This window comes from Streptomyces albus subsp. albus (genome assembly GCF_000719865.1).
Lineage (GTDB): Bacteria > Actinomycetota > Actinomycetes > Streptomycetales > Streptomycetaceae > Streptomyces > Streptomyces albus_E.
Window position 1 is genome coordinate 60,400 of record NZ_JOID01000014.1, and the last position, 12,278, is coordinate 72,677.

Here is a 12,278-nt window from a genome sequence, read left to right on the forward strand (position 1 = left end):
GGGGGCCGGTGCCGTCCGGCGGGCCGGGCCGCCGTACGGTACGCGGGACCACGCGCACCCGGCCCGCGCCGCGGTGCGCCGGAGGCGGTGCGGACGAGGCGGATGAGAGGGAGAGACCCATGGCGGAACGGGCGTTGATCGCGGCGGTGGCCGGCCGGGAACCGGAGATCCACGAGCGGGCGTTCACCGCGCCCACCTCGGTCGTCCTGGGCGAGGTGACCATGGCGGCGGGCGCGAGCGTCTGGTACCACACCGTGCTGCGGGCCGACTGCGGGCCGGTGGTGCTCGGCGCGGACAGCAACATCCAGGACAACTGCACCGTCCATGTCGACCCCGGCTTCCCGGTGACCGTCGGCGAACGGGTCTCCGTCGGCCACAACGCCGTCCTGCACGGCTGCACCGTCGAGGACGACTGCCTGATCGGCATGGGGGCCACGGTCCTCAACGGCGCGCACATCGGCGCCGGTTCGCTGGTGGCGGCGCAGGCCCTGGTGCCGCAGGGCATGCGGGTGCCGCCGGGCTCGCTGGTGGCCGGGGTGCCCGCGAAGGTGCGCCGGGAGCTGACGGCGGAGGAGCGGGAAGCCCTCCAGCTCAACGCCGCGATGTACCTGGAGCTGGCGAAGGCCCACCGCGAGGCCGCGGACGTCCCGCGCGACGGGGACGGCGGCGGCGCGCGCTGACTCGCCGCCGGGACCGGCCCGTCGGCCGCCCGGCCGGATGCCGTGGGAGCGCCGCGTGCGGGCGCCGTGTGGGGTGAAGGTCACAACCGGTTCCGGGCCCCGGCGGGGCTACCGCTGAGTACCGTGGCCGGGTGCCGAAGAAGCAGAACCTGATCTCCGCCCTCGCGGCCTGGCGCCGCCGGACGCTCTCGCGGGCCGTGCACCGCGGCGCGCGCTGGGTGCGGGAGGCCGGCGCCGTCACCGCGGACCGCCCCGGCCCGTACCGCTTCGGCCGGATCGGGGAGGGCACCCGGCTCGCCTACCCCCAGGGCACGGTGTTCGGCGAGGAGTGGATCCGCCTCGGCGAGCACTGCGTGATAGGCGAGCAGGTCACGCTGACCGCCGGGATGATGCCGGGGCTGGATCTCGGCCCCGACCCCGTGCTGACCCTGGGCAACGGCGTGGTGCTGGGACGCGGGAGCCATGTGGTGGCCTCGCGGCCGGTGGTCTTCGGCGACGACGTCTTCTGCGGCCCGTACGTCTACGTCACCAGCGACAACCACTCCTACGACGACCCCGGCACCCCGGTGGGCCGCCAGTGGCCGCGCACCGCGCCGGTCGAGATCGGCTCCGGCAGCTGGCTCGGCGCGGGCGCGGTGATACTGCCCGGGGCGCGGCTCGGGCGCAACGTGGTGGTGGCCGCGGGCTCGGTGGTGCGCGGTACGGTCCCGGACCACGCGGTGGTGGCCGGGGCCCCGGCCCGGGTGGTCCGCCACTGGGAGCCGGGCGCGGGCTGGCAGCCGCCGCTGCGGACCCCGGCGCCCGTCCCGCCGCCCGAGGACGCCACCCCGGAGCAGCTCCGGGCGCTGGAGGGGGCCACGCCCGAGCAGTTGCGCGCGCTGGCCGCGCTCGGCTCCCTCACCGGTGACCTCCCGGCCGGGGAAACGGACGCGGCGGACCGGGCCCCGGCCGGCCGCTGACCCCCGGGGCACCCGGCGCGGGTACCCGGTACGGTCACGGGCACGGGCACGGACCCACGGACCCGCGACCCCACGGGCGGGGGCCCGTGGTGCGGGAGGAGGAGGGGAGATCCGGCATGAGCAACCGCAGACTGCGGATCCTGCTGGCCGTGGCGGTCGCCGTCCAGGGGATCGCGCTGCTGCTGTACGCGCTCCGGCGCCACTGACCGGGTGCGACACCGGAACGCGTCCGCGCACCCTTGCCCCGGGACGGTTCGCGAGCGGGGGACGACCGCGGCGAACGGGACGCCCGGGGGCTCCGCGACGCCCGCACCCGTGAGGTCTGTGCCCGCGGTGCCCGTGGCCGTGGCGAACGGCGGGTCCGCCCCGAACGGCACGATCACCGCGGCCGGCAGGAGGCCCGGGACGCCCGCGGGCCCGCGCCCCGGGCCGTCAGCCCGCCGTCAGCAGCGTGGTGCCGAGCAGGGCCAGCCCCGCGCCGACCGCCTGCACCCCCAGCAGCCGTTCCTTCAGCAGCCCGCGCGCCGCCAGCGCGGTGACGACCGGGTAGAGCGAGGCGAGCACCGCCGCGACGGTGACCGGCCCGTGCTGGGCGGCGAGCGCGTACGTGCCGTTGGCCGCGACATCGGCGAGGCCCACGAACGCCAGGGACGGCAGCGCGGCGCGGACCACGCCCGCGCCCCCCTCGGCCGCCGGCGGCAGAGCCGCGCCGCCGCGCCGTACCGACACCAGCAGCGAGGTGCCGCCGACCGCGATGTTCGCCAGCCGCTGGACGAAGAGGGCGAGGAACAGGCCGTTCAGCGTCGAGGACGCCTCCGCGATCAGGGCCATCACGGCGCCGAAGCCGACCGCCGCCACCAGGGTGTAGAGGATCGCGCGCCGCTGCACCGGCGCCCCGCGCAGCTCCGGTCCGCCCGCCAGCAGCACACCGGCGACGGCGACGAGGATGCCCGCGGCCTGCAGCGGACCCGGGCGCTCGCCCAGCACCAGGCCCACCCCGACCGGCACGGCGACCCCGAGGGACCCGAGCGGCGAGACGACGCCCATCGGGCCGAGGGCGAGTGCCTTGTAGAAGGCGAACATGGCGGCGGGCCCGGCCACACCCGCGGCCACCGCGAACCACAGCTGCGGGCCGGCCTCCCGCCAGGCACCGGTGATCAGCACGATCACCCCCAGCACCAGCGCCGCGATGGTCTGGGAGACCACGACCACGGTGAGCGCGGGGATGCGGCGGGTCAGCAGCCCGCCGCCGAAGTCGGCGAGCCCCCAGAGGAGACTGGAGGCGAGAGCGAGGACCGCGGTCATGTGTTCCCCCGAAGTACAGTGCGATGGGCGTTCCGGTACACCGCACAGTAGTACAGGAAACTGAACCAAAACATCAAACAGATTGGACTCAAGGACCCGCTGTGACGGATCTCGACCACCTCACCCAGTCCCTGGCGCGCAACCTCAAGCGCCGGCGCGGCGAACGGGGCTTCACCCTCGACACCCTCGCCGCCCGTGCCGGGGTCAGCCGGGGAATGATCATCCAGATCGAGCAGGCGCGGACCAATCCGAGTGTCGGCACCACGGTGAAGCTGGCCGACGCCCTCGGCGTCAGCGTCACCGCCCTCCTCGACTACGACGAGGAACCCAGGGTCCGGGTCGTGAAGTCCGATGAGGCGGTGCGCATGTGGTCCACCGAGGCCGGCAGCGCCACCGTGCTGCTCGCCGGCGCCCAGACCCCCGGGCCGCTGGAGCTGTGGGGGTGGACGCTGATGCCCGGCGAGGGCACCACCTCCGACGCGCACCCCGCCGGCACCCAGGAACTCCTGCACGTCCGGGCGGGGGAGCTGACGCTGGTGCTGGACAAGGAGGAGTACCGGGTTCCGGCCGGATCGTCCGCCGCCTTCGAGGCCGACGTGCCGCACGTCTACCGCAACGACGGGACGGAGACCGTCGAGATGACCATGGTCGTGTCGGTCCCGCCGGTCCGCTGAGCCGCCTCCCGGGGAGGCCCGCCCCGGGCGTCCTCGCGGACCGTCCCGGGGCGGAGGAGCCGGTCAGCCCAGCCGCGGGATCTCGATCGCCGGGCAGCGGTCCATCACCATGTCCAGACCGGCGGCGCGCACCCGCTCGTACGCCTCCTCGTCCACCACGCCGAGCTGGAACCAGACCGCCCGCGCGCCGATCGCCACCGCCTCGTCGGCGACCCGCCCCGCCAGTGAGCTGTTGACGAACACGTCCACCACGTCCACCGGGAACGGGACCTCCGCCAGGGAGGCGTAGCCCCGCTCGCCGTGCACCGTCTCGGCCTTCGGGTGCACCGGCACGATCCGCTTGCCGAAGCGCTGCAGCACCCCCGCCACGCCGTGGGCCGCCCGGGACCGGTTCGAGGACAGCCCCACCACGGCCCAGGTGTCGCCGGTGCCGGTCAGGATCCGGCGGATCGTCTCCGTGTCTGCGTCTGCGTGCATGCCGTCACGAACAGGCCACGTTCCGGCGGCATTCCCGGCAGCCCGTAGGCTGACCGGATGGAGCAGCGGTACCGCACGGTGGCACGCGAGGGCGAACACGAGATCGAGATCAAGAAGTCCCGTTTTCTCACCACGCTCGCCCCCGCCGCCACCGAGGAGGACGCGCGGGCGGTGATCCGCCGCGTCCGCGAGCGGCATCCCGGCGCCACCCACCACTGCTGGGCCTATGTCATCGGCGCCTCCGGCGGCGTCCAGAAGTCGAGCGACGACGGTGAGCCCGGCGGGACGGCCGGGGTGCCCATGCTGCAGATGCTGCTGCGCCGCGAGGTGCGCGACATCGTCGCGGTCGTCACCCGCTGGTTCGGCGGGGTGCAGCTCGGCGCGGGCGGCCTGATCCGGGCCTACGGCGGCGCGGTCGGGCAGACGCTGGACGAGCTCGGCACCGTCGCCCGGCGGCCGCTGCGGCTGGCCACCGTGACCGTCGACCACCAGCGCGCCGGGAGGCTGGAGAACGATCTGCGGGCTACCGGCCGCGCCGTGCGCGAGGTGCGCTACGGCGACCGCGTCCGCATCGAGGTCGGCGTGGCCGAGCGGGACCTCGACCGGTTCCGCGGCTGGCTCGCCGATGTCACGGCCGGGACCGCCGGCCTGGAGCTCGGTGGCGTGACGTACGTGGAGGGCTGAGCTCCGCCCCGGCGGCCGGCCTCCCCGGCGCCCTGCCGGCGTCTCGCGGCCCCGGCCCGGGCTCCTCTGCAATTTCCTTTTCGGTGGAATGCTAATCGGACCTTTAGTCGCGCATTTCGCCGTGCATAGCCATATCACTTAACCTTATTTAGCCGGGGCCAATTGACGGGATCGCGGTCGGGAATTTACCGTTGTTTTTGCAATGTCCCCTCTATTTCATGGGTGACATGACAGAAGCATGGCTGCCCCATTCCGGGGCGTCAGTTCCCTGAACGCGGTGGCGGCCGACCGTGTGGAAAAATCCTTTCTGTTGACCGGGAAAGGCGACGGAGAGACCGGCCGCAGTCCACAAGACCAGACCCCCTCGAAGAAGGTCGGAAAAGTGACAGCAGACCGGATTCTCACCTGGACCCCGACGGCCGTCGTCTTCGACTGCGACGGCACCCTGATGGACACCGAACGCCACTGGCAGGAGGCCCGCCGGCAAGTGCTCCGGGAGTACGGAGTCACCCCCGGAGCCGAATTCGCCGAGCGCGCCAAAGGAATTCACTACACCGACTGCGGCCGCCTGCTGGCGGAGACCGCCGGCCGTCCGGAACTGACCGGAAAAATGACCGAAGAGTTGCTGGAAAATTTCCGGTCGCTCGTGGCCGAGGATCCCGTGACGGCGCCCGGGGCGGTGGAAATGGTGGCGCTGGCCCATGAGTTCGCCCCGCTCGCGGTGGCCAGCAACTGCCCGCGCGATGTCGTCGAGACCTGCCTGGACACGGCGGGACTGCTGCTCTATATCGACCATATCGTCGTGCCGGGGGAGGGGATGCCACCGAAGCCGGACCCGGACGTCTATCTCGCCGCCGCCGAGGCGTGCGGTGCCGATCCGAAGGCGTGCATGGCGGTCGAGGACTCCCTCTGCGGCATCCAGTCCGCCGTCCGGGCGGGCATGCGGGTCGTCGGGGTCGGTCCGCGGCCCGATGAGGAGGCCGCGGCCCTCGTCGATCTCTGGGTGCCCTCGCTCGCCGAGCCCCGGCTCGTCGCCTGGGCCGAGAGCCGTCCCGCGATCCCCGAGGGAGCGTCCGGCGGCACGCCGCCGCGCGTCGTGCCGCCCCGCCCCGCGTCATCCGGAGCCGCGGCTCCGGAGGCGGCCCCGCGGGGGAGGCCCTCTCCCGGCCGGGGCTCCTCCGGAACGGCGTCCTGACGGGCCGGGTCCGGTCCCCCGCCGTATCCGCGTCGCCCCGGCCACCCGGCCCCCACCGGCCGGCGGCCGGGGCGCCCGCGCCCCGCGCCCCGGCGACGGGGGCGGGGGCGGGGCGGCGGGCGAGACGGGCCCGGGGCCTCTCATCGCGGCCGGCGGTCCCCGAGGAACGGGGCGAGCGTGCGGACACCACCGTCCGCCGAGGCGTAGAGCAGGCCGATGCCCACCGCCCCCGGGTCCGGCACCCCGGAGACCCGGTCACCGAGGTAGCTGGCGCGCCCGCGCCGGGCCCGGAGCAGCGCGCTGGTCCGCACGCCCTCCCAGGCGCCCTCGGCGGCGCGGGCGAGGGCTGTGTCGGGGAGCACGTCCGGCGTGCAGGCGCCGAGCGCGCGGGCGGCCGGGGCCAGGGCATCGACCAGCGTCTTGTCCCCGGCCCGGGCCTCGCCGACCCGCTGGATGACCGCCAGCCCCTCCCGGGTACCGGCCGCGAGGCCGGCGGTGGTGAGGGCGGGCCCGGTGTCGCGGACGGCGCCGGCCAGCCGCTGGAAGAGCAGGCCGAACAGCGGGCCGCTCGTGCCGCCGACGCTGTCCAGGAAGGCCGTCGCCGTGGTGAGCAGCGGGGCGGAGGCGTCCTGCGGCTCCCCGTCGGCGGCGGCCTCGTCGAGCATCCGCAGCGCGGTCGTCAGCCCGGTGGAGAGGTTGACGCCGAAGTCGCCGTCCCCCGCCCGCTGGTCCAGGGCGGTGAGTTCCGGTTCGGTGGCCCGCACCGACTCGGCGAACCGCCGGATCCACCCGCCGGTGAAGGCGGCATCGTAGCTCGTCATGGGATCAGCCCCTGGGGTCGTGACTACCGGCGCCATGCCGGAGTGTGCGCGGGCGCGTCGTACCAGTCCGTGACCGCGTCGTCGGCGAGGAGCAGCGTCAGGGAGAAGCCCCGCATGTCGAGCGCGGTCACGAAGTGCCCCACGAGGGCGCGTCGCAGTTCGACGCCCTGGCGGTCCAGGAGGCGGCCGAGCTCCCTCGCGATGGCGTACAGCTCCAGACCGGTCACCGAGCCCAGACCGTTGACCAGGGCGATCACGGAGTCCCCGCGGCCCGGTGACAGGGAGCCCAGCAGGGTGTCCGTCATCAGCTCCAGCAGGTTGTCCAGCGGCTCGTGGAGGACCATGCGGTTCGCCCGTTCGCCGTGGATGCCGACGCCGAACTCCAGCCTGCCGCCGGGGATGTCGAAGGCCGGGGCGCCGTCCGCCGGCGTGGTGTGCGCGGCGGAGGCGACGGCCAGGCTGCGGCAGCGTCCCGCCAGCGAGGCGCCGAGGTCGGCCAGATCGGCCAGGCCGGCCCCGGAATCCGCGGCCGCGCCCAGAATCTTCTCCAGCAGGACGGTCGCCCCGGTGCCGCGCCGGCCCACGGCGATGTCCTCGGACTCCGAGGCGAGGTCGTCGTCGATCAGCACCCGGGCGACGGGGATGCCCTCGTCGGCCAGCCGCTCGGCGGCGATACCGAAGTTGATCTTGTCTCCGGTGTAGTTCTTGACCAGGTGCAGCACACCGTCCCGGCGGGCGACGGCCCGCGAGGCGGCGAACACCTGCCGGTTGTGGGGTGAGGTGAAGATCATCCCCGGGGTGGCGGCGTCCAGCATGCCGGCCCCGACGAAGCCGATGTGCAGCGGTTCGTGCCCGGAACCGCCGCCCGACAGCAGCCCGACCCTGCGGTCCGGGGAACCGCGCAGGGCGCGGACGAATCCGCCCTCGGCGTCGTGCTCGATCAGATCCCGGTGCGCCCGGGCGAAGCCCTCGAGGGCGTCCGACACCAGTGATTCGGGTGCTCTCGCGAAGTACGGGGCCATGGCGACTCCTGTGGTGATCACGGCCAGGATGTCCTGACGGTGCCTCCGACTCCCGCTGTCCGACCATCGTGCGGCGGCGGGTGGACCGCGGCAACTCGTGGCCGCCGCGGCACCCCGCCGCGGCGCGGCCCTACCACAACGCGGTGGTTCGCGCCCGCCGGCCGCCCCGGTGCGGGTGGGGCCACTAGAGTGTCCGGTGCCAGTGAGCCGGCCGTGGCGGCCGGTCCGACCGACGAGGACGCGGGGGACGACAGGTGCGCGTGGGGGCCCCGCTGTGAGATTCCTGCACACCTCCGACTGGCATCTCGGCCGCTCGTTCCACCGGGTCGGCCTGCTCGACGCCCAGGCGGCCTTCATCGACCACCTCGTCGGCACGGTGCGGGAGGAGCGGATCGACGCCGTCCTCGTCGCGGGCGACATCTACGACCGGGCCGTACCGCCGCTCGCCGCCGTCGAGTTGTTCGACGACGCGCTGCACCGGCTGGCCGCGCTCGGCGTTCCCGTGGTGATGATCTCCGGCAACCACGACTCGGCCCGCCGGCTGGGCGTCGGCGCCGGGCTCATGGAGCGGGCCGGGGTCCATCTCCGCACCGATCCGGCCGGTATCGGCACCCCCGTCCTCCTGGCCGACGAGCACGGCGAGGTCGCCTGCTACGGGCTGCCCTACCTCGAACCCGCCCTGGTCCGCGAGCGGCTGGACGCCGGGAAGGCCGGGCACGCCGCCGTCCTGGGCGCCGCCATGGACCGGGTGCGCGCCGACCTCGCCGCCCGTCCCGCGGGAACCCGGTCCGTCGTCCTCGCCCACGCGTTCGTCTCCGGCGGCGCGGCCAGCGACAGCGAGCGCGACATCACCGTGGGCGGTGTCGCCGCCGTCCCCGCCGGGGTGTTCGACGGCGTCGACTACGCCGCGCTCGGCCACCTCCACGGCTGCCAGACCATCACCGAGCGGGTCCGCTACTCCGGTTCCCCGCTCGCCTACTCCTTTTCCGAGGCCGCCCACCGCAAGAGCATGTGGCTCGTCGACCTCGGCGCCGGCGGCGCCCTCGCCGCCGAGCGCGTCGACTGCCCCGTGCCCCGCCCGCTCGCCCGGATCCGCGGGCGCCTCGGCGAACTCCTGGCCGATCCGCGGCTGGAGGCCGCGGAGGACGCCTGGGTCGAGGCCACCCTCACCGACCCCGTCCGCCCGCACGAGCCGATGGCCCGGCTCGGCCGGCGCTTCCCGCACCTCCTCACCCTCGTCTTCGAGCCCGACCGCGCCCCGGACGACCAGCGCGCCTCCTACGCCGAACGGCTCGGCGGGCGCACCGACCAGCAGATCGCGGAGGACTTCGTGGGCCACGTCCGCGGCGGCGGCCCGGACGAACACGAACGCGCCGTGCTCCGCGACGCACTCGACACCGTCCGGGCCGGCGACACCCTCGGCGAGGCGGCCCGATGAGGCTCCACCGGCTGCGCGTCAGCGCCTTCGGCCCCTTCGGCGCCACGCACGAGATCGACTTCGACGAACTGTCCGCCGCCGGGCTCTTCCTGCTGCACGGCCCGACCGGAGCCGGCAAGACCTCCGTCCTCGACGCGGTCTGCTACGCCCTGTACGGCGGTGTGCCCGGCGCCCGCCAGGCGAGCCTCCCGTCGCTCCGCAGCGACCACGCCGAACCCGGCACCCCGACGGAGGTTCAACTCGAACTCACGGCCGGGGGACGGCGGCTGGAGATCACCCGCGGCCCCGAGCAGCTCCGGCCCAAGAAGCGCGGCACCGGTTCCACCAAGGAGAAGGCCTGGACGTGGCTGCGCGAACGCGGCCCGGACGGCTGGAAAGGGCTGAGCCGGTCCCACCAGGAGACCGCCGAGGAGATCCACCAGCTGCTGGGGATGAACAAGGAGCAGTTCTGCCAGGTCGTGCTGCTCCCGCAGGGGGACTTCGCGCGCTTCCTCCGCGCCGACGCCGAGGCGCGCGGCAAACTGCTCGGACGCCTCTTCGACACCCGCCGCTTCGCCGCCGTCGAGGAACGCCTCGCCGAACTGCGGCGCGCCGCCGAGCGCCGGGTGACCACCGCGGACGAGCAACTCCTCGCCCTCGCCCACCGGATGGCCCAGGCCGCCGGGGAGGCCGCCGACCCGGCCGACCACCCCCTGCCGGATGCCGTCCCCGGACAGCCCGGTCTGGCGGCCGCCGTCCTGGAGTGGGCCGCCGTCGCCCGGACCCACGTCCGGGAGCGGCACGAGATCGCCGCTTCGGCCGTCCGCGCGGCCGAGGCCGCCCACCGGGCCGCGGAGCGGGAGAGCGAGAGCGCGGCCGAACGTGCCCGGCTGCAGCGGCGGCACGCCGACGCCCGGCGGCGCGCCGCGGCGCTGGAGGAGGCGGCGGCGGAGCGCGCGGAGGTACGGGCCCGGCTGGACCGGGCGCGGGCCGCCGCGCGGGTCGTCCCGGCCCTGGAACTCCGCGACGCGGCCGGACGGGACCACCGCGCCGCGAGCGAGACGGAGCGGCGGCTGCGGCGGGAACTGCCCCCCGGAGTCGCGGAGGCCGGCGCGGGCCGGCTCGCCGCCCTCGAACGGGAACGCCGGGAGGAACTCGGCCGGCTCACCGCCGCACGGCGCGCCGAGGACCGGGCCGCCGGGATCGCCCGGGAACAGCGGACGCTCGACCGGGAGGCCGAGGCCGACGACGAGGCCCTGGCGGAGACCGACGGCTGGCTCCGCGCCTGGGAGAGCACCCGGGACGCCCACCGGCGGCGGATCGACACCGCGCGGGAAGCACTCACCCGCGCCGAGACGCTGCGCGCCGAGACCGGCCCGGCCGAACGCCGGCTGGAGGCCGCCCGGCGCCGCGACGACCTCACCCTCCGCGCCGAGGCCGCCCGGGAGCGGCTCAGTGAACTCCGCGACCGGGCCGGCGACGCCCGGCAGCGATGGCTCGACCTCCGGGAACGCCGGCTGCTCGGCATCGCCGCCGAACTCGCCGCCGGGCTCGCGCCGGGGACGGAGTGCGCCGTCTGCGGCTCCACCGAACACCCCCGGCCCGCCCCGAGGACGGAGGACCACGTCGGCCGGGCCGAGGAGGAGACGGCCCACGCCGCCCACCGCGCGGCCGACGGCCGCCGGGAGGAGGCCGAACGGGACCTGCGGTCCCTCACCGAGGCGCTCGCCGCCGCCACCGCCGAGGCGGACGGGGCCGGCACCGAGGCCCTCCGGGAGACCGTCGAACGGCTGCGCCGCGACCACGCGGAGGCCCGTGCCGCGGCCGCCGGCCTGCCCGCCGCCCAGGAGGCGTTCGAGCAGGCCGAGCGGGAACGGGAACGCCGGCTGGCCGAGCAGCGGGAGACCGAGCGGCGCACCGCCGCGCGCGCCTCCCGGCGGGAATCGCTGGCCGACGAACTCGCCTCCCTGCAGGAGGAGTTGACGCGCGCGCGAGGAGAGGCCGGGAGCGTCGCCGAACGCGCAGCCGCCCTGGAGCGGGAGGCCGACGCGCTGGCCGGGGCCGCCGGGGCCGTCCGCGCCGCGGAGGACGCGGCGCGCCGGCTGAAGGAGGCCGACGCGCGCCTCGCCGACGCCGCCTACGGTGCCGGCTTCGACACCCCGGCCGCGGCCGCCGCGGCCGCGCTCGGCGACGACCGGCGCCGGGAACTCCAGGGCCGCCTGGACGCCTGGCAGGCCGAGACCGTCGCCGTCGCCGCCGAACTGGCCGACCCGGAGGTCGCCGCGGCCGCCGGCCTGCCGCCCGCCGACACCGGTGGCGCGCGCGCCGCCCTGGAGGCCGCCACCGCACGGCTGCGGGCGGCGTCCGCCGCCGAGGCCGAGGCGGAACGCCGCCGCACCGAGCTGGACCGGCTCTCCGCACAGGCCCTCGACGGGGCCCGCCGGCTCGCGCCGCTCCGCCGGGACTACGAGCGGGTGGCGCGGCTCGCCGGGCTGGCCGCGGGCACCTCCGCCGAGAACGTACGCAAGATGCGCCTGGAGTCCTATGTGCTGGCCGCCCGCCTGGAGCAGGTGGCGGCGGCGGCGAGCGTCCGGCTCCAGCGGATGTCCGCCGGGCGCTACACCCTCGTCCACTCCGACGCCCGCGCCTCCGGCCGCGGCCGCTCCGGCCTCGGCCTGCACGTTATCGACGCCTGGACGGGCCGCGAGCGCGACACCGCCACCCTCTCCGGCGGCGAGACCTTCTTCGCCTCGCTCGCCCTGGCCCTGGGGCTCGCCGATGTCGTCACCGACGAGGCGGGCGGCGCCCGTCTCGACACCCTCTTCATCGACGAGGGCTTCGGCAGCCTCGACGAGCAGACCCTCGACGAGGTGCTGGACGTCCTCGACTCCCTCCGGGAGCGGGACCGCGCGGTCGGCATCGTCAGCCACGTTCCCGACCTGCGCCGGCGCGTCCCCGCCCAGCTGGAGGTCGTCAAGACCCGCACCGGCTCGGCGGTACGGCACCACACCTTCGGGGCGGGGGCCTGACGCACCGCGCCGCGC

11 protein-coding genes are annotated in these 12,278 nt (G+C 75.7%); 7 read left to right on the top strand and 4 right to left on the bottom strand.

Features of this window, described 5'->3' with window-relative positions; translation table 11 throughout:
- Window positions 1-119 precede the first annotated feature (119 nt).
- On the top strand, window positions 120-680 hold the full coding sequence (locus tag IF83_RS0115320) for a gamma carbonic anhydrase family protein (RefSeq protein ID WP_030544734.1): 561 nt from the start codon (window positions 120-122) through the stop codon (window positions 678-680).
- Window positions 681-811: 131 nt separating this feature from the next.
- Entirely contained in the window at window positions 812-1,639 is an 828-nt protein-coding gene (locus tag IF83_RS0115325; protein WP_078843501.1) for an acyltransferase, read from the top strand.
- Window positions 1,640-2,071: 432 nt separating this feature from the next.
- Here the strand turns inward: IF83_RS0115325 and IF83_RS0115335 are convergent, their stop codons facing one another.
- On the bottom strand, window positions 2,072-2,944 hold the full coding sequence (locus IF83_RS0115335) for a DMT family transporter (RefSeq protein ID WP_030544736.1): 873 nt from the start codon (window positions 2,942-2,944) through the stop codon (window positions 2,072-2,074).
- Window positions 2,945-3,045: 101 nt separating this feature from the next.
- Between IF83_RS0115335 and IF83_RS0115340 the strand changes: the two genes are divergently transcribed.
- Entirely contained in the window at window positions 3,046-3,618 is a 573-nt protein-coding gene (locus tag IF83_RS0115340) for a helix-turn-helix domain-containing protein (protein ID WP_030544737.1), read from the top strand.
- 63 nt (window positions 3,619-3,681) lie between these two features.
- On the opposite strand, the gene IF83_RS0115345 is transcribed toward IF83_RS0115340, so the two are convergent.
- A complete protein-coding gene (locus IF83_RS0115345) occupies window positions 3,682-4,095 on the bottom strand; it encodes a CoA-binding protein (RefSeq protein ID WP_030544738.1) in 414 nt (137 codons plus the stop codon).
- A gap of 57 nt (window positions 4,096-4,152) precedes the next feature.
- On the opposite strand from IF83_RS0115345, the gene IF83_RS0115350 reads away from it, so the two are divergent.
- Together IF83_RS0115350 and IF83_RS0115355 are read left to right on the top strand one after the other, a co-directional pair.
- Window positions 4,153-4,779, top strand: coding sequence for a YigZ family protein (locus IF83_RS0115350; RefSeq protein WP_030544739.1), 627 nt, complete (start codon window positions 4,153-4,155; stop codon window positions 4,777-4,779).
- Between the two features lie 382 nt (window positions 4,780-5,161).
- Window positions 5,162-5,974, top strand: a complete 813-nt coding sequence (locus IF83_RS0115355; RefSeq protein ID WP_078843502.1) for an HAD-IA family hydrolase — start codon at window positions 5,162-5,164, stop codon at window positions 5,972-5,974.
- Window positions 5,975-6,114: 140 nt separating this feature from the next.
- On the opposite strand, the gene dhaL is transcribed toward IF83_RS0115355, so the two are convergent.
- Both dhaL and IF83_RS0115365 read right to left on the bottom strand, forming a co-directional pair.
- Window positions 6,115-6,795 carry a dihydroxyacetone kinase subunit DhaL gene (gene dhaL, locus IF83_RS0115360; protein WP_030544741.1) on the bottom strand — a complete coding sequence of 227 codons (681 nt, stop codon included), beginning with the start codon at window positions 6,793-6,795 and terminating at the stop codon, window positions 6,115-6,117.
- A gap of 23 nt (window positions 6,796-6,818) precedes the next feature.
- Window positions 6,819-7,817, bottom strand: a complete 999-nt coding sequence (locus tag IF83_RS0115365; protein ID WP_030544742.1) for a dihydroxyacetone kinase subunit DhaK — start codon at window positions 7,815-7,817, stop codon at window positions 6,819-6,821.
- Window positions 7,818-8,091: 274 nt separating this feature from the next.
- Here IF83_RS0115365 and IF83_RS0115370 point away from each other — a divergent pair, with 274 nt between their 5' ends.
- Both IF83_RS0115370 and IF83_RS0115375 read left to right on the top strand, forming a co-directional pair.
- Window positions 8,092-9,255: an exonuclease SbcCD subunit D gene (locus tag IF83_RS0115370; RefSeq protein WP_030544743.1), complete on the top strand. Its 1,164-nt coding sequence runs from the start codon at window positions 8,092-8,094 to the stop codon at window positions 9,253-9,255.
- A complete protein-coding gene (locus IF83_RS0115375) occupies window positions 9,252-12,263 on the top strand; it encodes an AAA family ATPase (protein WP_030544744.1) in 3,012 nt (1,003 codons plus the stop codon). The genes IF83_RS0115370 and IF83_RS0115375 overlap by 4 nt, the downstream gene beginning before the upstream one ends.
- Window positions 12,264-12,278 lie beyond the last annotated feature (15 nt).

Coding starts and splice junctions, on each gene's coding strand:
- IF83_RS0115335 (WP_030544736.1), bottom strand. CDS start 2,944: ATGACCGCGGTCCTCGCTCTCGCCTCCAGTCTCCTCTGGGGGCTCGCC.
- IF83_RS0115375 (WP_030544744.1), top strand. CDS start 9,252: ATGAGGCTCCACCGGCTGCGCGTCAGCGCCTTCGGCCCCTTCGGCGCC.
- IF83_RS0115365 (WP_030544742.1), bottom strand. CDS start 7,817: ATGGCCCCGTACTTCGCGAGAGCACCCGAATCACTGGTGTCGGACGCC.
- dhaL (WP_030544741.1), bottom strand. CDS start 6,795: ATGACGAGCTACGATGCCGCCTTCACCGGCGGGTGGATCCGGCGGTTC.
- IF83_RS0115345 (WP_030544738.1), bottom strand. CDS start 4,095: ATGCACGCAGACGCAGACACGGAGACGATCCGCCGGATCCTGACCGGC.
- IF83_RS0115320 (WP_030544734.1), top strand. CDS start 120: ATGGCGGAACGGGCGTTGATCGCGGCGGTGGCCGGCCGGGAACCGGAG.
- IF83_RS0115350 (WP_030544739.1), top strand. CDS start 4,153: ATGGAGCAGCGGTACCGCACGGTGGCACGCGAGGGCGAACACGAGATC.